This window comes from Arenibacter troitsensis (assembly GCF_900177645.1).
In the GTDB taxonomy this organism is placed as follows: domain Bacteria; phylum Bacteroidota; class Bacteroidia; order Flavobacteriales; family Flavobacteriaceae; genus Arenibacter; species Arenibacter troitsensis.
Genome location: NZ_FXAO01000004.1, coordinates 325,363 through 348,746, shown reverse-complemented (window position 1 = coordinate 348,746; position 23,384 = coordinate 325,363). Strand labels below are relative to the sequence as shown.

Below are 23,384 nucleotides of genomic sequence, written 5' to 3'. Positions count from 1 at the left end.
TTAGTCTATAGCCTTAATCAGGTGGATGTATACTGGGAAATGGTCACTGTAACCCCCAATATAGTTTCCGCCTGCATAGGTCCGTAAGGGATATCCTTTGTATTGGCCCTTTTTATCAATTAGGTGGGAAGGACTGTACACTCCAGCTTTCCAGAAACGATATCGGCCAGGCGATTCATGGGTAATGTTGGCGGTGAAATATATTTGATCAAATAGGTTCCATTGGTCCCTATAGGCCAAGGAGCCGATTCCTTTTTTATAGAGTGTTTCCATGGGGTTATAAAGATCCCTATTTTCAAGGTCTGTGAGACTTCCCTTGGTTTTCAGGATTTTTTTTAAACTATCATCTATAGGGTCGTCGTTAAAATCTCCCATGCCGATGATTTTTGCTTCCGGATTCAATTTCGTAATGGAATCTATAATTTTATTGTTCAGTCGGGCTGCGGCTATTCTGTAAGGCTTGCTTCTTGCTTCCCCTCCGCTTCTTGAAGGCCAGTGGTTTACAATGAAATGCATTTCTTCCCCGTCTAAAATGCCACCAACTACCAATTGGTCCCTAGTGTAATCCCTATATTCGTTTTCATTAGTGAGCAGTAGTCTCAGACTGGCGAATGATGTGGGGAGAAACACAGTTTTTTTATACAAAAGGGCCACATCTATGCCCCGTTCGTCCGGCGAATCAAAATGAATTATTCCATAGTCCTTTTCCCTAAGAGTTGGATGGTTCGTTAAATCCTCAACTACCTGTCTATTCTCCAATTCGCACAATCCAATAATGTCTGGGGAGTTTTGGGAATCGCGACTGCCTATTTCCGATAATACCTTGGACATATTGTATATTTTTTCATCATATCGTTCCGTGGTCCAATTGTCCTTTCCTTCCGGGGTGCGATCGTCGTCCAAGGTCAACGGGTCGTTAATAGTGTCAAATAAATTCTCCAAATTGTAAAAGGCAACGGTCCTTATATTATAGGTCTTGGCCTCCTGAGACAGCACCCCACTAATTGTAAAAAAAGCCACAAATAAGGTGAAGGGAATACTCATGGATTACATAATTACTTAAATATTGTAAGTTATATATTAACTTTTCTTGGAATAAATTAAGAATAATCTGTCAATTATTAATATCTTATAACCAAATTGTTAAAATATTTCATCTTTATCAATGAAAAATGGTTTGGCAATATCCTTTTTTCTCCTGCAAGGCATCTGGAGTTATGCACAGGAAATCTATTACGTAAAAGGTTTTGTAAAGGATATGGTTACCCAGGAAACCATTGAATATGCCAAAATTGAAATTTTAGGGTCCACTCCAGTACAACCCGATCCCATGGATGGGAGTTTTGTGATTTCTTTAAAACAGTCGGGAAATTATATATTATCCATTACCGCTCAAGATTATCTAATTAAAAGAATCCCCATTTCTATGGACAAAGGGGATCTGGATTTGGGAATTATCTATTTGGATCGTGATATTGTTCAGGAAAAAACGGACAATTTAATAACATTAACAGATGCCGATCTGTTGGAAGATGAAAGTATTTCAATGACATCTGGCATGTTGCAGGCCACTAAGGATATTTTTCTAAGTAGGGCAGCATTCGATTTTGGTCAGGCATTTTTTCGTGTTAGGGGTTACGGTTCGGAAAATGGTATTATCCTTCTAAACGGCATTCCTATGAACAAATTGATGGACGGACGTCCTCAATGGAACAATTGGGGCGGCCTTAACGATGTAACAAGAAATCAGGAGTTTTCCTATGGTTTACAGGCTTCGGATTACTCCTTTGGAGGTATTTTGGGAACTACCAATATTAATACCCGGCCATCTTCTTTTAGAAAAGGAATGCGATTGTCCTCGTCGGCATCCAATAGAACCTATGCAGGTCGAATCATGGCAACCTATTCCTCAGGCCAAAAGGGCATCAATTACAGTGTGTCGGCCTCCAGGAGGTGGGCTAAGGAGGGATATATTGATGGAACCTTGTACGATGCCTATTCTCTTTTTGGTGCTGTCGAATATAAATGGAATGACGCACATAGCATCAACCTAACAGGTATATGGGCTCATAACCGCAGAGGAAGTTCTTCCGCAATTACTGAAGAGGTTTTTCATCTGGTAGGAAAGACATATAATCCTTATTGGGGCACTCAGAATGGCAAAATTAGAAACGCCAGGGAACGAAAAATTGTGGAACCCATTTTCATGTTCAATCATTATTATAATTCAAAAAAACTGAACCTCAATACGGCAGTATCCTATCAATTTGGAACCATTTCCAAAGGCCGTTTGGGATACTATAATTCTCCAAATCCAGATAAAACTTATTATAGGTATTTGCCAAGTTATTACATTAATAGTCCTATTGGAGCCAATTTTATAGCCGCCAATATGGCCAAAGAGGGCTTCTTGGAAAATCCCCAATTAAATTGGAACAATTTGTACCAGGCAAATTCCAGTTTGTCCCTGCAAGGCAAAGCGGCCTATATTTACTACGATGACACTTATAAGGACCTACAGTTCAATGTAGCCACCATTGGCAATTACACCCTAAATGACCATCTCAAAATTGATTTTGGCGGACATTATACCAATTTGGACTCTGATAACTATGCGGAAATCAACGATTTGTTAGGTGCTGAATATCATGAGGACATAGACCCATTTTCCAATACAAAAAATGATTTGGATGGAGGTCTCAATAAAGTAACATCCAACCTATTCAATTACCATTATAATATTAAAGCTGAAGTCTATGATGCCTTTGCCCAAATTAATTTAAGGTATCCGAAATGGGAGGGGTTCTTGGGGGTTAATTATGCATCCACAAACTACCAAAGGGAAGGTAAATTTAGGAACGAACGTTTTTTGAACACCTCCTTTGGAAAGGGTGGAGAACTTGAATTTTCGAACTTTGGATTCAAGGCGGGATATACTTATAAGTTTAGCGGTAGGCATTGGGTTGCTTTAAACGGGGCGTATTTGACCAAACCCCCTGTTTATCAAAATGTATTTATAAATCCTAGGGAGAACAATCAGTTGGTAAATGATATTCAGAGTGAAACCATAACAACAACAGACCTTAACTACTATATAAGACTACCTAATTTAACAGGGCGTTTATCCGGCTATTATACGCGATTTCAGAATATTACCGATATTAATTTTTTCTTTGTGGATGCAGGGGTAGGCAGTGATTTTGTACAAGAGGTCCTTACGGATTTGGACGAGCTTCATTTAGGGACGGAACTAGGATTGGAGTACCAACTTTCATCGGCGGTGAAATTATCCTTGGTGGCTTCCGTAGGCAAATATCTTTATGCCAGTGATCCTTATGTAACCATAAATTTTGATACGGCAGGAGCGGAGGAAGATATCCTTAATCCTGAAGGCAATATAGATTTAGGAGTTGCAAAGGTGAAGGATTACAAATTATCCCAAGGTCCTCAAAAGGCTTTTGCCCTAGGGGTGGAATACCGGGATCCCAAATATTGGTGGATAGGGGCTACGGCCAATTATTTGGGTAATAATTATGCCGGTATTTCTACGATAACTCGAACTCAGAGTTTTTATTTGAATCCAGAAACAGGTACTACATTTCCTGATGCCACGGAGGAAAATGTGGAAAGCCTTTTGTTCCAAAATAAATTGGATAATTTTTATTTGTTGAATATGGTCGGAGGCAAATCGTGGTTGAAAAAGGGTAGGTATATTAGTGTTTTTGCAAGTATCAATAATGTATTTGATACCGTATTTAGAACTGGGGGATACGAGCAAAGTAGGAACGGAAATTTTGGACAATTACAACAGGACAATTTAAGCGGTAACCCCTCATTTGCTGCTAAATATTGGTATGGCTTTGGACGCACCTATTTCATAAATTTTGCGATTAGTTTTTAATATTCACTTTTATATTTATTCTGGATAAAAGTAATGGCTCAATGATTTTCAGGACCAAAAATAGTATATGTCTATCTGCCCTTTTGGGATTATGCCTTATAATGGCCTGTGTTAAGGATAAAAATTTTGACACACCCGAATCCGATTGTGTATCGGATCTTAAGGCCAATTATACCATTGGAGATTTAAAGGCGCTTTACGTTGATGAATTGATTGAGATTCAGGAAGATTGGGTTATAGAGGGTTATGTGGTATCGTCAGATCTGGCCGGTAACTTTTTCGGAACATTGCACATCCAAGACCATCTTGTCGATCCCGGCCAGGGTCTGCAATTGGAAATTGACCTTAGGGATTCACATTTGTTTTATGAAGTGGGCTCTAAGATCCTTATTAAGGCAAAAGGACTTTATTTGGGAATGAGTAAAGGAGTATTTAAATTGGGTGGGGTTTTCAGTGCTTTTGGCAACCCCGCGGTAGGTCGATTGCCTGCTGCCGTAGTTGGGAAACATTTATTTAATTCCTGTGATCCATTGGGTTTGCCCCAGCCAAAAAAATTAGGTGTTAATGAGTTGGATGATTCTATGATAAGCACCTTGGTGCAGTTTACCAATATGGAAATGTTATCATCTGAATTGGGACTGACCTTTGCTGTAAAGGAGGAGGAAACGATAAGGACCTTGACCAATTGTGAAGATTTGGAACTTGAGCTACTGAACAGTGGGTATTCCGATTTTCAGGCCCATCTTATGCCAGACGGTAATGGAACCATAACCGGAGTTTTAATTAAGGACAATATGGATTATCAATTGGTAATTAGGGATACCTCGGATATTACTTTTACGGATATTCGATGTGAGGATTTGGTGGATGAATTTACCTCAACAAAAATTTTCATATCGGAATTGGCAGATCCGGATAACAATGCGGGAGCAAGGTTTGTTGAGTTTTATAATTCGGATTCGGAACCCCTTTCTTTAAAGGGTTGGACTTTAAGAAGGTACACCAATGATAATACGGAAATTAGTTCTACCTTAAATTTGTCGGGATTCATAATTGAAGGCAATACTACCTTTGTTATTTCACCTAATGCCTCAGAGTTTGAAAGCGTTTACGGCTTCCCTCCCAATCATGGTGTTTCAATAAATAGTCCGGCAGATTCCAACGGTGATGATAATTTGGAATTGGTGGATCCTTTTGGGACTGTAATAGATATTTTTGGAGTTATTGGTGAAGATGGGTCTGGTACCAACCACGAATTTGAAGACGGCAGGGCAATTCGAAATGGAGAGGTCTCGCAAGCCAATCCAATTTATACGACTAGTGAATGGACGATTTATAATGATTCTGGGGAAGCGGGAACTATCAATGAACCTCAAAATGCGCCGGACAATTTTACTCCGGGTATCAGGTAAATTTAGTTGTTGCCGCCAGCAGAAAGTAATTTAAGCGGATCTGCGGAATTCATGGGTTTTGTTAGGCCATTGCTTACCATCCTATAATCTTGGGCCTTGATTACATACCCTGGATCTATGGAGGAACTGATAATATAAATTGGTACTGCTTTGGTACTGTTATTCGGAATTTTAATAAAATCGTCCAGAAACTCCCACCCATCCATGATGGGCATGTTTAGCTCCAATAAAATAATGCAGGGAAGCGATATCCCTTCCGCAACCATATTATAAATCCGTCTAAGGCATCCTGCCTATTTTATGGACTACTACTTTCGTGTTGTAGAAATCTATTTCTCTCACGGAGTTTTTTTTAATCCATAAAGGAAAGTAGTAGCGTCATCTATGATATAACTACTTTCAAATAGCCATATATCTATGCAGCAACCAAGGTGATTCTAAAAAGTGTTCCCTTGTCAACTTCACTTTCCACTTCAATTTTTCCGTTCATTGCCTCTATTTGATTTTTGGTAATGAAAAGCCCAATACCTTTCGAATCCTCATGTTGATGAAACGTTTTGTACATTCCGAACAGCTTTTTTCCGTGTCGCTGAAGATCGATTCCCAGTCCATTATCCCTAAAGTTTAATATAATGTACTTCCCGGCATTGGTGGCCTGTATCGTAATCTTAGGAATCCTATTGGGGCTGCTGTATTTTATGCTGTTGGTAAAAAGATTAAGAAGAACACTGTCTAGATAGGCACGAATGCCTTTTACTTTAATGGATTGGTCTATGGAGATATGGCATTCTACATTTTTCTGTTGTAGAAGGGCGCTAATGTTCTTTTCTACGTTTTTAACAATATTGTTTAGACAAACATCCTGTAATTGTCCTTCGGCTTGGGTGCTGATCTGTACCACTTCATTTAAATGTGCAACGGTTTCGTTTAGACTTTCCGACGCGTTGACTATCATGGTTTCAATTTCCCTTTTTTCACTTTCCTCTTGCTCCTCTATTAAATACTTGGACAGCACGGAAAGGTTGGAAGAGTGCGAACGTAGATTGTGGGAAACAATATGGGCAAAATTTAAAAGGCTATTATTTTGGTTTTTGGTCAATTCCAAGAATTCTTCGGATTTCTTTTGGGCTTCAATTTTATCGGTAATATCTACAACCTGGGAAATAAAATGGGAAATATTACCTTCTATTTCCTTTACGGCCGTAACCGTGAGGACAACGTACACGATTGTTCCCTTTTTATGGAAGTATCTTTTTTCCAATTGATAACTATTAATCTTCCCATCCAATAGCCTTTGCAGTTGGGATAAATCTTTCTCAAGGTCTTCTGGATGTGTAATTTCCTGAAAGGAAAGCTGAAGTAGTTCCTTTCTTGAATATCCCAAGCTAAGACATAGGGTGTCATTAACGTCCATCCATGAACCATCCTTAGCAACCAATGCCATTCCTACAGCGGAAGACTTAAATGATCCTTTGAAAGATTCTTCACTTTTGTTCAACTTTAATTGAGTGTTCACCAATTTGGTTATGTCCCAATTGGTCCCGACCATTTTAATTATTTTTCCTTCATTGTCTTTAAAAATGCCGGCATTGGCCTTAATGTGTTTTATTGTGCCATCTGGATGGACAATTCGAAACTCGGTTTTAAAATCCTTGATTCCGGACACTGCCATGTCAAATTCCTGTAGGCATCGTTCCAGGTCATCTGGATGTACAGTGGCCTTCCAGGATTCGAAATTGCCCTTGAAGTCTTTGCGTTTTACTCCAAATAGAGGAAACATTTCGTCGTTCCACTCCAGTTCATCTTTATGTAAATTGTATTCCCAAATGCCTATATTGGCCACTTCGGTAGCCAGATCCAGCCTTTCCTTAATTTGGGCATTCTTGATTTCGGCTTTTTTCTTTTTGTCTATATCTTGAAATATTCCATAAAGTCTAACACATTTTCCATTGACAAATTCTGGCATTCCCTTGGCCCTTACCCACAATTCTTTGCCTTTAGCGGTAACAATCTGTAATTCGGTATCCCATTCTTCTCCTGTGGTAATGGCATTTTGAATCAACTCGGTAATTTTTTCCCTATGTTCTCCTTCCTTATAGAAATTAATTCCTGTCTCCAAATTCGGTATATAATCCAAGGGCACTTCATGTATCTCCTTTGTAATTCTGGACCATTGAATGGTATTGGTAATCATATCCAAATCCCAGCCTCCCATTTTGGCTACATTTTCGGCTGCAATCAATAGATCTTTAGCGCGTTTTACTTTGGTAATGTTGGTACAGGTTATTATAAGGCCTCCAATTGTACCGTCTATTTCTTTCCAAGCTTTAATGCTCCATTGATACCATTTATTGCTGCCATCCGGCATTAAATGTTTTTGTTCTCTAACAATATTATCGTTTACAGAAAAACTGTTCTCCAAGATATTTCGAAATACCGCAGGCGCGCTTGGGACAACCTCAAAAAAAGACTTTCCAAAGATTTCTTTATCGTTGGTTATGAATTCTTGCCGCCAAGGGCTTGAACAATTTATAAAACAGAGGTTGGTATCTAATGTGGCAATGGCTATAGGGGCTTCTTCTATAGTAATCGTACGCGTTAATGTGTTCAAAATTGTGTATGCTTTTAGGGGAATATATTAAGAAAACGTAGCAATATGTCTATAAATTGTAAAAAATGCAAAAATACCAACAAAAAATCCAATTTCCTGAATAGAATAGGTTCCATGAAGTTTCAAGTTGAATATGAATTAGGGCTATTGTAACAAGTTTAACTAAATGACAAATGCTTATGAACCAATTTGGTATAGGTATTGTTCCTTTTTCTAGAAATGGCACTTTACAGGGTATGCTATGTATATTTTGAGTTTTAATGGGAATTAAACTTTTTACTTTTATTAAAGTGATTGTTTTTTTATACATTTAACTAATGGCATATAACTATGAACGAGTTTTTCTTTAACGAAATTAGAAACGGTAACTTTGATGAGGTAAGGGCCATGTTGAAGAAGAATCCCCTGCTCTTGGACAGTAAAGATCAAAGGGGGTCTACTCCACTTATTCTTGCCACTTATTATGACCAGGAGGAAATTACCGATCTATTATTGGAAATGGGTGCTAAAATAGATGCCAAGGATGCCTCTGGCAATACGGCCTTGATGGGTGTCTGCTTTAAAGGTTATACAGATACCGCCAAAAAACTCATAGATAAGGGGGCCAGTGTCAATGAACGCAATACCATGGGGGCTACCTGTCTCATTTATGCCGCAACATTCAATAGGGAGGAGATTGCTAAAATGCTATTGGACAAGGGAGCAGATACTACGATCAAAGACGTAAGGGGGCTTACCGCTTTTGATCATGCCAAAATGCAGGGAATGCCATCACTAATGGCTTTGTTGGAAAAGGCCTAGAATAGAGCTAAAGGCTCAAGGCAACAGTTCATGCGGATTATTATTGGGAATCTGTATTTGTAAAAACTGGTCATTTGGAATCATCCGTAAAAATAATTTGATTAGAGCTATAGCACATAAAAATGGAACTTAGGGTAGCGCTTATACAATCTCCGCTGGAATGGGAAAATCCATCAAAGAATAGAGAACACTTTTCTAAAAAGCTCGACACCTTAAACGGGGAGGTAGACTTGGTAATACTTCCTGAAATGTTTACCACGGCATTTACCATGACCCCTTGGAATATAGCCAAAGAGGAAGGGGAGATAACAGTTAAATGGATGCAAAAGGAAGCGGGGAGAAGAAATGTGGCCTTAACCGGAAGTATGGTCTATTTTGAGGATGGGCATTATTATAACCGACTTTGGTTTGTAGAGCCCGATGGAAAATCGGGTTATTATGACAAGCGGCATACCTTTACACTGGCCGGTGAGGACAAAATATATAACAAAGGTGGAAGAAAAATCGTAATAGACTATAAAGGTTTTAGGATATGTCCGCTTATTTGTTATGATCTGCGCTTCCCTGTTTGGGCAAGGAACACCGAGAATTATGATGTACTTATATATGTTGCCAATTGGCCACATCCAAGAGTTAATGCCTGGGACGCACTATTAAAAGCGCGGGCCATTGAAAATATGGCTTATGTAATAGGGGTAAATAGGATTGGAACGGATAATACGGGACACAATTATTCCGGCCATTCCACTGTAAACAATGTCTATGGCGAACCAATAGCGTTTTCGAAAGAGGAAAAGATACTTTATGCCACTTTGGTCAAAAGACATATTTCCGAAGCAAGGGAAAAATTAAAGTTTTTGGAAGATAGGGACCATTTTAGTTTGAAAGTGTAAAGGTTTGTTCCAATTCCCAATTGGCCCTAACTTCCAAGGCATTTGGGTAATAGGTAACTTTTTCCGGCTGAATTCGTTGAAGATAATTTCCCGTATCCCATTTTTGATTGCCGTTACTATCAAATATGATCCTTATCAGGTATTTTGCCGGCTTAATATTGGTGAATTCGAAGACTTGATATTCTGAGGCGAAAAGTTCCTTTGCCGTAACCCCTTTCTCGTCTGTTAATTGAACTATCAAAGGGTAGGTGACTGCCCCATCCAAGGTAAGTCTTAAATTCCCGAAGTCTGCGTAACTTTTGGTAGTTAAGTTAATGGATATGGTGTCGTTTTCAGTTTCAAAAAAATCTACTATCGCTCCCGGGAGCAGTTCCAAAGCGTAATTCTCATTGGGCTCCACTTCAAAATCAAAATCAATTTTGTTGCCAATAGTATCCAGTACTGAATTGAATGTAACCAGGGTTGAGTCCTTGCGTGCCAAACTTATCTTCGAACTGTCCATATGGGTAATGGGGGTGTTGGCACCAATGTAAAAAGGCTTTCCAAACTCTAGGGTTCCTCGTTGGTTAGGCTGCACTATAAGGGTGTCCACGCCTACTTTTTTGGTCTTAACGGTAAAGGTGTCTATTAGGTTTTCTTTATCATTGGCAACAGTAAAAACCAGTGAATCTGCCTTAAAGGGGGTAAACCAATAGTTTAGGGTATCCTTATCCCGCTCTTTGGTGATTTTGGTTTTTACGGTATCCGGAATGTTGCTCAGGGCTTTAATCGATATATCTTTTGCATTGCCCTGATACCCAAAAATAATTTTATTTTTCGCCGCAAAATTGGGAACAGAAACGCTGTAGTCGGGCAATTCTTTAAACATGGTCAATAAATAAACAGAATCTGTAGGGAGGCTTACAGTATCCTTTATAAAGGCAATTTTATCTACTTTTTGATTAAAAATATTGTTCTTGGCCTCATCTTTTACCCCGAACATGGCATATTTTCCTTCTTTAAGGTTTTTTAAATGAAATATGGGTGTACTGTCCAGTGTGTTGGTAATATAGTTTGGTGGTTGTCTATAAATAGTAGAATCCGTGTAGGTACTATCAATCTCGTAAAGCATAATACTAATAAAAGTGTCCGCATTCTTGTTAAATGCATCCTTGACCACACCGGAGACCATTAAGGAATCTATATAGTCCCCTGTCGAAAACACGTACGTAAAATAACTTAAAGGGTTGCCCTCGTTGTTGTCAATTATACTTTGGCCGAAATTGAAGGTGTAGGTGGTATTCTTTTTGAGTGTGTCTTTTAGGATTATCTCCACATATCTGTTGGCTGAACCCTGTGGGGATATTAAGGGAGTGTACTTTAAAGGTGGGGAAACAATAAGTTGTTTTTCAATATCCTTGAGTTTAACGTACTCATCAAAATACAATCGGATTTTATTGGTATTAAAGTTGATGGACATGTTTTTAGGCTCTGCCTTTACCAACTTCGGAGGGGTAACATCCTTATCACCTCCGGTGGGTGTGCCTCTGCGCGCGCACTGAATAAGGGCGGAAACGGTCAATAATAGAAACAAGAACCCTAAAATGCGTTGAATCATAACAATAACGAAAATGTTCAACAAAGAAACAACTTATTTGTAGAATTGTAAAATTAAGGTACAATGGCCATAGAGGCAATATAAATGTTAACTCCCTTTGTTGCAGATAGGGCCGTGGCACAGACCTCCATGGTAGCTCCAGTGGTAATTACATCGTCCACTAGCAGCACATTTTTATCCTGAAATATTTCATGGTCCGTTAGGATATAAAGTGCCTGTTTGTTTTGCCACCTCAGTAATCTAGATTTTTTGGTTTGGGTCTTGGTATTGGCGGTCTTAATAAGGATACCCTCCATGTATTTGGCCCCTATGTGTTCTGCTATCAATTTGGCAAATAGGGAAACTTGGTTATAACCTCTTTTTTTTAATTTTTTTCGGTGAAGGGGAACAGGTACTACGTAATCAATGTGGTTTAGAAAGTTGTTTTCCTTCAAAATATGGCCATACCAATTTCCTAGAAATGCGCCTATTTGTTCTTGGTTTTTGTATTTTAGGTAGTGGATTATACTTTTAACAATTCCTTTTTCAGTAAAAAACAGAAAAGAACTGGCCTTTATAATGTTAATTCTTCCATAAAATATACGGTCAACAGGGTTTACAGCGTTAAAAGTATACTCGGTGAGTGGTAATTGATTTCGACAAACGGTACACAAATGTTCTTCTCCTCTATATAATAGCGCATTACATCCAAAACATAGCTTAGGTAGAAGGACCGTGTTGATATCGTTTAGTATATTTGAAATCTTGGAATACACAAATCTTTATTACTATTAACCTACTTAATACGCATGCGTTTAGATGGATACTGAAGATAATAAATTTAATTATAAGATAATACTTGCCGCCTTGGCAGCTATTATACTGGGTATTCTTATTGCCTTCTACTACAGTTATGCGCAATCCAAGAGCAGAATTAGTTTTTTGGAGCAGGAAAAAGAATTACTTGTTAAGGACCTTACCTTGATGAAATCAGATGTAGATAGGCTCTCTGCCCTTAATGAGGTAAACGAAATAGAATTACAGGACTCCAGATATAGGGTGCAACAGTTGTTGGATTCCGTGGGTCGCTTAAATTTCACGGTAGAGAAATTAAAGGAATACAAAACCGAACTTAGAAAGCTCGAGGCCAAGAATGATAGCCTAAAACTTAAGAACAATTTTCTTAAATACAACAATATGCTCCTTGGGGACAAATATGAAGAAACCAAGAAGATGATAGAGGATCTCAGGGGAAAAAGTAGTTCGTTGGCAGAGGCGGAAGCTTTGCTAAGAAGGAAGAACAAAGAACTTAGTCAGGAACTTAAGACCAAAAGCTATCTAAAATTGGAAAACTCCGAGGGTAGTGGTTTTAGGTATAGAAGTGGCAAACACATCAAAACCAACAAGGCGAATATCATATCCAAATTAAGGGGCTGTGTTACCGTTATGGGCAATCCGAATTCCAAAAATGAGGAACGGGTAATATACTTTCAATTCTTAGGTCCAAATATGGGAGTTATAGAGGATAATGCCAATACTATTTCCGTAAATGGAAATATTTATAGCAAACGTGTAGAACTGGTTTTTATGGGGCAGGAATTTAGCGTTTGCGATGCCATTTCTGTACCTGAAGGATCCTTGGCGGAAGGAACCTATACTCTAAATGTTTTCGAGAATGAAAAATTATTGGCCACTTCAGAATTTCAGTTGAAATAAATCTCTTCATTTTCCGCTAATATTATATTTTTGCCAAATGGTGAAACAAGAAGACGATTTTAAAAAAGTAATCTCGCATGCAAAGGAGTATGGATACGTTTTCCAATCCAGCGAAATTTACGACGGACTAAGTGCCGTATACGACTATGCCCAAAATGGGGCCGAGTTAAAAAAGAATATCCGTGAATATTGGTGGAAGGCCATGGTTCAGTTGAACGACAATATCGTAGGCCTCGATTCCGCAATATTTATGCACCCAACCGTTTGGAAGGCATCCGGACACGTTGATGCGTTTAACGACCCGTTAATAGATAACAAAGATTCCAAAAAAAGATATAGGGCAGATGTTTTGGTGGAGGATTATACCGCTAAAATTGAAGCTAAAATAGATAAGGAAGTAGCTAAGGCGGAAAAACGTTTTGGAGATGCTTTTGATAAAAAACAATTTTTGGAGACCAATCCAAGGGTAGTAGGTTATCAGGAACAGATCAATGCCATCTTGAAGCGTTTGGGAAAATCTTTGGAGAACGAGGATTTGGTAGATGTAAAAAATTTAATTGAGGAACTGGAAATTGCCTGTCCCTTGTCTGGTTCAAGGAATTGGACGGATGTTAAGCAATTTAATCTAATGTTCGGTACCAAATTGGGAGCCTCTGCGGATAGCGCCATGGATCTGTACCTAAGACCTGAAACTGCACAAGGTATTTTTGTAAACTTTCTTAATGTTCAAAAATCCGGAAGAATGAAAATTCCGTTCGGGATTGCCCAAGTGGGCAAGGCCTTTAGGAACGAGATCGTAGCAAGACAATTCATCTTTCGTCAAAGGGAGTTTGAACAAATGGAAATGCAATTTTTTATACGTCCCGGTTCCCAAAAGGAATGGTATGAAACCTGGAAGGAAAAAAGGATGGCTTGGCATTTGTCCTTAGGGATGGGCCCCGAGAACTATAGATTTCACGACCACGAAAAATTGGCGCATTACGCAGATGCCGCTGCAGATATAGAATTTAAATTTCCTTTTGGATTTAAGGAATTGGAAGGGATTCATTCCAGAACCGATTTTGACCTAGGTAGCCACGAAAAATACTCGGGCAAAAAATTACAATATTTTGATCCTGAACTCAATGAAAGTTATGTTCCCTATGTGGTGGAAACTTCCATAGGTCTGGATCGTATGTTCTTAGCCGTGTTTTCAAATTCCTTGGTAGAAGAGGAGTTGGATAACAACACTACAAGAACCGTACTTAAATTACCTGCTGTTTTGGCACCTGTGAAGGCCGCAGTACTGCCCTTGGTAAAAAAGGATGGTTTGCCAGAATTGGCCCAGGAAATCATAGATGACCTTAAGTGGGATTTTAATGTGGTTTATGATGAAAAAGATGCCGTAGGCCGTCGTTATAGAAGACAGGATGCCAATGGAACCCCTTTTTGCATTACGGTGGATCACCAGTCTCTAGAAGATAAAACGGTTACCATACGTCATAGGGACACCATGGAACAGCAACGCGTTGCCATTTCAGAGGTAAAGGCAATTATCCATAAGGAAGTGGATATGAAAAGTTGGCTACAGCGAATGCTCTAATTTGATATAACCGGAATAGAAAGGTCTAGTAAGTTGATTTATTGGTAACCCAATTTTTTCAACTTTTTAGACCTTTTCTTTTATAAGGAATACCCCAGCCTTAAGCTTCCATAATAATTTCTATCATTACCGGGATAGTAGTACCTGGGCTCGGCCCCGCCAAATCCTGTTGTATTTATAAGTACGGATTGGGCATAGTTGCGGTCAAAGATATTGTTGATGCCAAAGGCTATATCCATAGAAAGCTTTTTGCCCAATTGGTTTTTATACCCCACTTTACTATTCACCACGTTAAAGGCTTCACTGTAGAGTTCATTAGCGTCCGTTAACGGAATTTCCCCTACATACTGATGGGTGGAATACCAATAAAACCTATTGTTAAGTTGGGCTTGTAGGCCAGAATTTAACCGGTGTTTTGGCACCCCAGTCAATGGATTTCCGGAATAATCGTCATCCCCATCCACAAATGTCACAAAACTGTGATCGTTATACGTATAGCTAATAAAAGGGGTTACTCTAAGCTTTGAGGAAATGTCAATTTTATATTCGGCATCCAATTCCAAACCTTGGTGCTGGGTCTTTCCCGCATTCTTCCCAATATATTGATCCTCACCTACCCGTTGGGCTACCAGTAGATTTTTAATATCCATTCTGTATAAGGCAAGATTCATGATTAATTTTCTATCCAACAGAAGTAACTTGGAACCAATTTCATAGTTCACGCCCGTTTCTTGGGCTATATCAGGGTTAATTACGCCATCCGGTGTTAGGGTTTCCTCTACCGTAGGATTGGAAAAACCTCTGCTGATATTGGCATAGATTGATTTTGTGGCAGAAAAATTATAGTTGAGGTTTAGGCTGGGTAGCACTATGGCGTCAAAATTCCTTTCTGCACTCTTATTGTCTGCCCCTTGATTAAATTCGTCCCTGAAGTCGTAATAGGTTTTGTTTACATTTAACCCAATTTGGGTGGAAAAAGCTTTCCCAAAAGGTATAAGTAGATTGCCAAAAGCATTGAACTGTCGTCTAAACTCTTTGTTATCGGCAAATTGATCGCCCTGTAAACTTCCTTGTCCGTTGTTATCTTGATATAGATTTTCGAACTCGCTCCATTGGTATTCATCCTTGTATAATTCAGCGCCAAAATTATAGTCGATTTTGGAGTTGTTGGCAGCCCATTGGCCAGCGAATTTTGTTCGGAAACCATAACCGTTGGTGTATTCCTCCAAAATTCCAAATGGTCTGGGCTCGTAATGATCCAAATAGGAATAGAAAATACTAGTGGTATTGCTTATTTTGACTGAAAAAGCATGATTTAAGGTAAGGCCGGCAAGGCTATATTTGTTATCCTCGTATCCTTTGGCAGATTTCCATGTAAAGGCGGCCTTGGTAGGGTTTTCCCTAAAATCGGTTTCTCCCAAAGAGCTAGGTATTTGGGCGTTATAATCAACGTGGTTAAAAAGAAGGCCAATATTGGTTTTGGGAGTTATTTGGTAATTCATATCCAAGAGTAAACCTTCGCGTTTAAATCTGTTGTTTTCCCTATAGCCATCGGTCTCCAGAAATCCATAATGAAAGTTAAGCGCAACCTTGTTTTCCTTTAGACTAAATTGCAGATTGTTCTTAACCAAACTGTACGAGCCTACAGTAAAGTTATTCCTGAAATAGGTGGACTCGTTGGTGGGCTGTTTCGAATTCAGTAAAATTGCACCTCCCAAATTGGCACCATAATTAGTAGCTTTTGGACCCTTGATTACCTCTACGGAACTAAGATTTTCCAAATCGAAAGATTCAATGGTAGAAAAGCCCGAACCGTTGGTTATTGGGATATCATTATAGTAAAGGCGCAGTTTATCCGTTCCGAACAATGTTCTTGCACCCACTCCTCTGATGGTAATCCTGTTGGTGTTCAAAGCCCCGGACAATATATAAACTCCGGATATCTGATTGATGGCCGAAACCATATCAACAGGACTGTAGTTCTGAAACACCTTGGTACCTATAATTTTAGTGGTTATAATGCCATTATCCGTGGCCGATTGCAGGGAATCCAAGAGGATTACTTCGTCCAATTCGGTGATGCTGTCCCTTTGGATAGGTTCCTGGGCAATGGATACAAATAAGGAAGTTAAGGCCAATAGTAAATGGAAGGAGGATTTCATGCATTTAATTTAAGTCTCAAACTTAAGGATTATTATCTAATTTTTTTTCTACCGAAATTAAAGGGACCATGGTTTGGGTATTTTAAAATAAGTATAAATATCATGTATTTTACGCTGCCTTTTCGGTTACAAAAAACATTGGCTATTTTTAGCACAATTATAGTGAAGTACGCATTGAATTAAATAAAGGGGCATGGGCTTTGCTCGGAATTGAAACAGGGGAGGTGCCGCATAAATATAATTAAATGAAAATAGTTTCTTATAACGTAAATGGAATCAGGGCTGCTGTGAACAAGGGATTTTTGGATTGGTTAAAAACTGTAAATCCGGATGTGGTATGTTTACAAGAAATCAAGGCCAATCGGGATCAATTGGATCTGGCAATTTTTGAGGCCTTGGGCTATCACTATCATTACTGGTACAGTGCCCAAAAGAAGGGATATAGTGGAGTGGCCATTCTTGCCAAAACACAACCGGACCATGTAGAGTATGGAACGGGAATAGACTATATGGATTTTGAGGGTCGGAACTTAAGGGCCGATTTTAATGGGGTTTCTGTTATGAGCCTCTATTTGCCCTCGGGCACCAATATTGCCCGCTTGGACCATAAACTACAGTATATGGCCGATTTCCAAGACTACGTGGATCATTTAAAAAAGGAGAAACCAAATCTTATTATTTGCGGGGATTATAACATATGTCATGAGGCAATAGATATTCATGACCCCGTTAGAAATAAAAATGTGTCCGGATTTTTACCTGTGGAAAGGGAGTGGATCGGCAATTTTATGGATAGTGGGTTTATTGATAGCTTTAGGCATTTTAACAAGGAGCCCGACAATTATACGTGGTGGAGCTATAGGGCAAACTCCCGTGCCAATAATAAGGGTTGGAGATTGGATTACGGTTTGGTCAGCAGGCCATTGGAGAGCCGTCTAAAACGTTCCGTTATTTTGTCGCAGGCCGTTCATAGTGACCATTGTCCCATTCTCATAGAGTTGGAGTAGTGACATTGGCTTGGGAAAATTATAATGGGTGTTTGCCAATATCAAGAATTTGGGAACTTGGTGTATGGCAAAATTAAATTTTAATATTTAAATTTAGATGTAATTATACATCATAGGAACTTTGATCGGTAATTGAACAAGGCTAATTTAACAAATAAGAGCGGGCATGAAAATGGTTGGAGTTTCTCGATTGATTTATGCACTTTGCTTGTCATTGCTTTGTTTGGCATTCTTTTTTCAAGGTGAAAGTATATTCCCGCCACAGAAACAAATACCCAAATTAAAGTCTTCCGGCAAGGAATTGGCAGAACGGTATTGTCAAATGTGCCATACTTTTCCAGAGCCAGGATTATTGGATAAAAATACCTGGGATAAGAGTGTTTTGCCCAATATGGGTATGCGCTTGGGCATTAGGACTAATGGAACCGATCCTTTTGAAGACCTTGATCCTATAGATGAAAGTATTGTAAGGAATCTTAATATCTATCCGGATGCTCCATTGATCTTAAAAGAGGATTGGTACAGGATTGTAGATTATTATGTTCAGAATGCCCCGATTAAACTGGAGTCGCAACAAGTAACGGTTAGTCGTGCCAAAGAAAAGGCCCCTTTTAAATCACAATTTATAACCATAGGGGATAACAAGCTTCCAAAAGTGTCATTGTTGAACTTCAACGAGGCCACGTCAGAGCTTTATATAGGCGACAATAATAATCTTTATGCCCTAAAAAACACGGGTGAAATTAGCAATAGTTGGTTGTTGAATAGTCCTGCGTCGCATATTGAGTTCAACGATAATTCGGATCCCTTGCTCTTGACCATCGGGCAATTTAGGCCGTCCGATCAGGAGTTGGGTAGGTTGGCCAATTTAAAAACAAGAGAAAATAGGGAGAGCGCCATCGTAGATGTTACAAAATTGCGAAGACCGGTTTATTTTGCTTCGGGCGATCTAAACGGAGATAATATAGTGGATGCAGTGGTTTGCAGCTTTGGAAATTACGGTGGCAAATTATCATGGTTTGATAATTTTGAACCCTCCAAGGAACATGTATTGAGTAATTTGCCAGGGGCCCGAATGGTGGCTATCAAAGATCTAAATGGGGATAAAAAACCAGATATTGTGGCCTTGATGGCCCAGGCCTTCGAGCAAATTTCAATTTTTTATAATAAGGGAGAAGGGGAATTTGAACAGGTGAAGGTTCTGGAATTTTCCCCGGTCCATGGTGTTAGTTATTTTGAATTGGTCGATTTTAACAATGACGGATTTCAAGATATTTTACTTGCCAATGGAGACAATTGGGATTATTCCAACGTGGATAAACCATACCAAGGACTTAGGATATACATGAACGACGGACATAATTATTTTAAAGAAACATTCTTTTACCCCATGTTTGGATGTAGTAAGGCCGTGGCCAGGGATTTTGATAATGATGGGGATTTGGACATTGTAGGCGTATCATTTTATGCAGACTTAAAAGACCCTAGGGAAAGTTTCGTCTATTTATCAAACAATGGAGATTTGAAATTTACCGCGTCTTTTCATCCGGACGCCGTATATGGTAAATGGTTGACTATGGAAGTGGCCGACTTTAATGGGGATAGTAGGCCTGATGTAATGTTGGGTTCCTTTATGTTTAATTTTAATGAAATGGCCAAGGTGGGGGCTTCTACCGGTATATCTTCATTTCCACAGGTTTTATTGTTGACGCAAGTGGATTGATATACCTAGAGTTGGGACATTTATTTGCTTTAGTAGATATTAATTATTTTTTTTACACTCAAAAAGCAACTGAATGAAGTATACCTATCTCCCCCGGACCGAAATTGAAGTAAGCAAAATATGTCTTGGCACCATGACCTGGGGCAGACAAAATACCGAAGAGGAGGGTCACGAGCAGATGGATTATGCCTTGGAACAGGGAATCAATTTTTTTGATACTGCAGAAATGTATCCTATTCCGGCCACAAAGGAGCGATATGCGGACACCGAAAGAATTATTGGCAATTGGTTTAAAAAGAAAAAGAACCGCGATAAGGTAATTTTGGCTTCCAAGATTGCAGGAAAAGCCGAAATGACCAAGTTCATCAGAACCACCGGAATAAACCGCGACACCATTAAACAGGCCGTTGAGGGTAGTCTTTCACGCTTGCAAACAGACTATTTGGATCTTTATCAGTTGCATTGGCCGGACAGGACAACCAATTATTTTGGAAAAAGAGGGTATAAGCACAGTATCAATGACCATTGGGAGGACAATATTCATCAGCTATTGGAAACTTTGCGAGACCTTGTTAGGGAAGGAAAAGTTAGACATGTGGGTATTTCCAATGAAACCCCTTGGGGAGCTATGCGGTACTTGGAAGAAAGCAAGGTACATCCCAGTTTGCCAAGAATTATGACCATACAGAATCCATACAGCCTTTTAAATAGGCTTTTTGAAGTGGGATTGGCAGAAATTTCACATCGTGAAGATTTAGGCTTGTTGGCTTATTCCCCTTTGGGATTTGGTACTTTAAGCGGCAAGTATTTGGGTGGGAGAAAACCTGGGAATTCCAGGATTGCCCTTTTTCCGAATTACAATAGGTACAGTAGCGATACGGCCGTTAAGGCAACCCAAAAATATTATGACTTGGCCCAGGCCAATGGTTTGTCATTGGCGCAAATGGCACTGGCCTTTGTAAATTCGAGACCATTTTTAACGTCCAATATAATTGGTGCCACCACTATGGATCAGCTCAGGGAAAATATAGGGAGTATAGAGGTGCAATTGAGCGAAGATGTACTTAAGGGTATTGAGGCAATACATAATGAAATTCCTGATCCAGCTCCTTGAGAATATGATAGCGATGAATTTTTTAAAAGTAGGTTTTTGGCAACTCGGCTTAATTGTAGTGGTTGTGGTATTGATGATGGTTCTGGCAAGGATGTTTAATTCAAAAAAATAACGAACAAATATTAAGGAGTTAGGAGAATAGACTATTGGCCACATCTTCGATCTTGGAGGCCAATTGTATTCGGATTTGGGTATTTTTCAAGGTTATCTTGTTGTTTTTGGAAACGTAGATGGTGCTGAAACCCAATTTTTCAGCTTCCAAAATGCGTTGATCTATACGTTGTACCGGCCTTATTTCGCCAGCAAGACCTACCTCGGCAGCAAAACACACCCCTTTTTCTATGGGAATGTCCTCGTTACTGGAGAGAATGGCTGCAATAACGGCAAGGTCAATAGCGGGGTCGTCCACAGATATTCCCCCGGTAATATTGAGAAAAACATCCTTTGCCGCTAACTTAAATCCGGCCCTTTTTTCCAGAACTGCCAAAAGCATGTTTAACCTCTTTGCGTTGTAGCCGGTGGTGGAACGCTGTGGTGTGCCATATACTGCCGTGCTTACCAAGGCTTGTATTTCTATCATTAAAGGGCGCATACCCTCTACGGTAGACGCAATGGATGTGCCGCTTAATCCTTCATCATTCTTGGAAATTAGAATTTCGGAAGGATTGTTGACTTCCCTTAAACCGCTTCCCTGCATTTCGTATATTCCCAATTCCGAAGTAGATCCAAAACGGTTTTTTAGAGATCTTAGGATCCGGTATACGTAATTTCTATCGCCCTCAAACTGCAATACGGTATCTACCATATGCTCCAATATTTTGGGCCCTGCAATGGTACCGTCTTTGGTGATGTGGCCAATGAGGATAACCGGAGTGTTGGTTTCCTTGGCAAATTTTATTAGTTCCGCCGTGCATTCCCTTATCTGGGAAATGCTACCTGCCGTAGACTCAATGTAATCTGTATGAAGGGTTTGTATGGAATCTATTACTACAATGTCGGGCTCGGTGGCTTCGATCTGTTGAAATATATTCTGTGTTTTGGTCTCGGTGAGTATAAAACAAGTTTCGCTATTGGGATGAATGCGATCGGCACGCATTTTAATTTGTTTTTGACTTTCTTCCCCGGAAACATATAAAGTTTTATAGGGGAGTTTAAGGGCTATCTGAAGTAACAAGGTACTTTTTCCAACTCCCGGTTCCCCGCCCAAGAGGGTTAGGGATCCAGGGACCAATCCACCACCTAAGACCCTATTGAACTCAAGATCGAAAGTATTGAGTCTTATTTCCTTATCGATGCTAATTTCATTGACCCGTAATGGTTTTGCAATTTTTTTTGAGGGTTGGGAAGAACTTTTCCAGGATACTTTTTCCTCTTTCTGAATCACCTCTTCCACAACGGTGTTCCATTGCTTGCAAGCTCCACATTGTCCTACCCACTTGGCATATTGCGTTCCACAATGCTGACAAAAAAAAGCAGTTTTTATTTTGGCCATTATTTAGATTATGGTTTACGCTAAGGTAGTAAGAAGTTTGAAAAGGAGGCAGGGATTTGTACACTTAGGTTAAAATGAAACCGACTGCATTGTAGTTTATTGGGTAAGGACAATACCTTTTTCCCTGCAAGATGGATTAGTAGCTAGGAAGTTAACGTCGTGGGTAGTGCAACCTGCTTCAGGGTTAAAGGATTTCTTAATTTCCCCTAAGTATTTATGCAAAGGCTATTTTAGTATCCAAAATCTGCTTTGAGGGCATCAATTTTTTCCAAAGCCATTTCTTTGGTAAGAAAATCAATTTCTTCCATGCCAAAGGCCTTTTCAAAAGTTCTAAGAGCCTTTTTTGGTTCGCCCAATTGCTCGTAATATTCGGCTTCAAAATAAAAACCCAACATCGTATTGGGATACTCTCTTTTACAAAGATCAGACAAGGGTTTAAGGGATTCAAAATCTTCCTTTTTTCTAGAGGCGGCGTAAATGGCCATAATGTCGTTTAGACTGGTTGTTTTTTTAAAGCCAAAAAGATTTTCTATAGAAGCCTGTTTATCGGCCAAATAATCAAAGACAGGTCCAACTTGGGTTAGAATCTTTTCTTTGTACTCCTTTGGACTTATGGGTTTAAACATTCCGAAGATATTGTCGAAGGCTTTCCCAATGCCGTAGGTGGCAACAGAAATATGGTCGGCGTTCTCGTATTTATCAAAGAAATAGTGCAAATTATCACTATCCATTGCTTTTAAGTTTTGATCCAATGTCAGGACCCTATTACTATTTTCACTTTTTTCGCCCTCCAAGATCAATTGGTAGAATATTTTCTTTTTCATCACCGATAATCTGGCAGGTACCCTTGTTTCCATTTCGGGGGCCAAATAAGGTGATATACTTATATAGGCATTGAAAAGGGAATCGTCCTTAAAGAGGTAGAAGTTTCCAAAATTCGCAGTGATATCGTATCCCACGAACATTTTAAAAGGGGCCGTACTGAATTTGGTTTCCAAATAGGGAATAAGTTCCATTCCCAAAAATTCGAAGAACAGTTTACCTTTTTCATTGGGGAGGCCACTGTCGGGCTCAAAGGCACAATCCTGATCCCTTAGGTTATTTTTAGATTGATGTACGCCAACTACTATAGCTTCCGGCATACCGTGGAAGTTACTATAAAATTTTGCATTGGCCACCACTTGGTCAAATAGATATTCCCCATCGAGGACAACAATGACCGGATATTTTTTTTCTGCGGTATAGGTTTCGGGGAAGTAGTATTGAACATCCCTGCGCTCCTGTAACTTGAAGGATTCGAATATTTCTTGGGTTACCTGAGCATTGCTGCCAACACAGACCAACAAGGCCAATAAAGTAAAAAAACGTTGCATAGAACAGTATTTGGGCAATAG

Annotated in this window: 17 protein-coding genes; 9 read left to right on the top strand and 8 right to left on the bottom strand. The window is 39.4% G+C overall.

The window, feature by feature from the left end; all coding sequences use genetic code 11:
* Entirely contained in the window at positions 1 to 1,044 is a 1,044-nt protein-coding gene (locus B9Y87_RS11110; RefSeq protein WP_085499030.1) for an endonuclease/exonuclease/phosphatase family protein, read from the bottom strand.
* A 121-nt stretch (positions 1,045 to 1,165) separates the two neighbouring features.
* On the opposite strand from B9Y87_RS11110, the gene B9Y87_RS11105 reads away from it, so the two are divergent.
* Positions 1,166 to 3,901 (top strand): TonB-dependent receptor, encoded by a 2,736-nt coding sequence (locus B9Y87_RS11105; protein WP_085499029.1) that lies wholly within the window; start codon positions 1,166 to 1,168, stop codon positions 3,899 to 3,901.
* A 41-nt stretch (positions 3,902 to 3,942) separates the two neighbouring features.
* Positions 3,943 to 5,313, top strand: coding sequence for a DUF5689 domain-containing protein (locus tag B9Y87_RS11100; protein ID WP_085499027.1), 1,371 nt, complete (start codon positions 3,943 to 3,945; stop codon positions 5,311 to 5,313).
* Between the two features lie 2 nt (positions 5,314 to 5,315).
* Here B9Y87_RS11100 and B9Y87_RS11095 read toward each other — a convergent pair whose 3' ends face one another.
* On the bottom strand, positions 5,316 to 5,579 hold the full coding sequence (locus B9Y87_RS11095; RefSeq protein WP_085499025.1) for a response regulator: 264 nt from the start codon (positions 5,577 to 5,579) through the stop codon (positions 5,316 to 5,318).
* Positions 5,580 to 5,728: 149 nt separating this feature from the next.
* Positions 5,729 to 7,924, bottom strand: coding sequence for a PAS domain-containing sensor histidine kinase (locus B9Y87_RS11090; protein ID WP_085499023.1), 2,196 nt, complete (start codon positions 7,922 to 7,924; stop codon positions 5,729 to 5,731).
* A 330-nt stretch (positions 7,925 to 8,254) separates the two neighbouring features.
* Between B9Y87_RS11090 and B9Y87_RS11085 the strand changes: the two genes are divergently transcribed.
* Positions 8,255 to 8,725, top strand: a complete 471-nt coding sequence (locus B9Y87_RS11085) for an ankyrin repeat domain-containing protein (RefSeq protein WP_085499021.1) — start codon at positions 8,255 to 8,257, stop codon at positions 8,723 to 8,725.
* A 122-nt stretch (positions 8,726 to 8,847) separates the two neighbouring features.
* Positions 8,848 to 9,618: an amidohydrolase gene (locus B9Y87_RS11080; RefSeq protein WP_085499019.1), complete on the top strand. Its 771-nt coding sequence runs from the start codon at positions 8,848 to 8,850 to the stop codon at positions 9,616 to 9,618.
* Here B9Y87_RS11080 and B9Y87_RS11075 read toward each other — a convergent pair.
* Positions 9,602 to 11,239 carry an Ig-like domain-containing domain gene (locus B9Y87_RS11075; RefSeq protein WP_317045131.1) on the bottom strand — a complete coding sequence of 546 codons (1,638 nt, stop codon included), beginning with the start codon at positions 11,237 to 11,239 and terminating at the stop codon, positions 9,602 to 9,604. The genes B9Y87_RS11080 and B9Y87_RS11075 overlap by 17 nt on opposite strands.
* Before the next feature lie 29 nt (positions 11,240 to 11,268).
* Entirely contained in the window at positions 11,269 to 11,970 is a 702-nt protein-coding gene (locus tag B9Y87_RS11070) for a ComF family protein (protein ID WP_085499015.1), read from the bottom strand.
* Positions 11,971 to 12,013: 43 nt separating this feature from the next.
* On the opposite strand from B9Y87_RS11070, the gene B9Y87_RS11065 reads away from it, so the two are divergent.
* Positions 12,014 to 12,910: an AAA family ATPase gene (locus B9Y87_RS11065; protein WP_085499013.1), complete on the top strand. Its 897-nt coding sequence runs from the start codon at positions 12,014 to 12,016 to the stop codon at positions 12,908 to 12,910.
* Between the two features lie 37 nt (positions 12,911 to 12,947).
* Positions 12,948 to 14,492 carry a glycine--tRNA ligase gene (locus B9Y87_RS11060; RefSeq protein WP_085499010.1) on the top strand — a complete coding sequence of 515 codons (1,545 nt, stop codon included), beginning with the start codon at positions 12,948 to 12,950 and terminating at the stop codon, positions 14,490 to 14,492.
* Positions 14,493 to 14,572: 80 nt separating this feature from the next.
* Here B9Y87_RS11060 and B9Y87_RS11055 read toward each other — a convergent pair whose 3' ends face one another.
* Complete coding sequence (locus tag B9Y87_RS11055) at positions 14,573 to 16,654, bottom strand: TonB-dependent receptor (RefSeq protein ID WP_085499007.1); 2,082 nt, start codon at positions 16,652 to 16,654, stop codon at positions 14,573 to 14,575.
* A 245-nt stretch (positions 16,655 to 16,899) separates the two neighbouring features.
* On the opposite strand from B9Y87_RS11055, the gene B9Y87_RS11050 reads away from it, so the two are divergent.
* The 3 genes from B9Y87_RS11050 to B9Y87_RS11040 all read left to right on the top strand — a co-directional run bounded on the left by B9Y87_RS11050 (position 16,900) and on the right by B9Y87_RS11040 (position 20,498).
* Entirely contained in the window at positions 16,900 to 17,661 is a 762-nt protein-coding gene (locus B9Y87_RS11050) for an exodeoxyribonuclease III (RefSeq protein WP_085499005.1), read from the top strand.
* Positions 17,662 to 17,827: 166 nt separating this feature from the next.
* Positions 17,828 to 19,384, top strand: a complete 1,557-nt coding sequence (locus B9Y87_RS11045) for an FG-GAP repeat domain-containing protein (protein ID WP_245808694.1) — start codon at positions 17,828 to 17,830, stop codon at positions 19,382 to 19,384.
* A gap of 73 nt (positions 19,385 to 19,457) precedes the next feature.
* Positions 19,458 to 20,498, top strand: coding sequence for an NADP(H)-dependent aldo-keto reductase (locus B9Y87_RS11040; protein ID WP_085499003.1), 1,041 nt, complete (start codon positions 19,458 to 19,460; stop codon positions 20,496 to 20,498).
* Positions 20,499 to 20,628: 130 nt separating this feature from the next.
* On the opposite strand, the gene radA is transcribed toward B9Y87_RS11040, so the two are convergent.
* Both radA and B9Y87_RS11030 read right to left on the bottom strand, forming a co-directional pair.
* Positions 20,629 to 21,990 (bottom strand): DNA repair protein RadA, encoded by a 1,362-nt coding sequence (radA, locus tag B9Y87_RS11035; protein ID WP_085499001.1) that lies wholly within the window; start codon positions 21,988 to 21,990, stop codon positions 20,629 to 20,631.
* Between the two features lie 230 nt (positions 21,991 to 22,220).
* Positions 22,221 to 23,363, bottom strand: coding sequence for an alpha/beta hydrolase (locus B9Y87_RS11030; RefSeq protein WP_085498999.1), 1,143 nt, complete (start codon positions 23,361 to 23,363; stop codon positions 22,221 to 22,223).
* Positions 23,364 to 23,384: the final 21 nt, after the last annotated feature.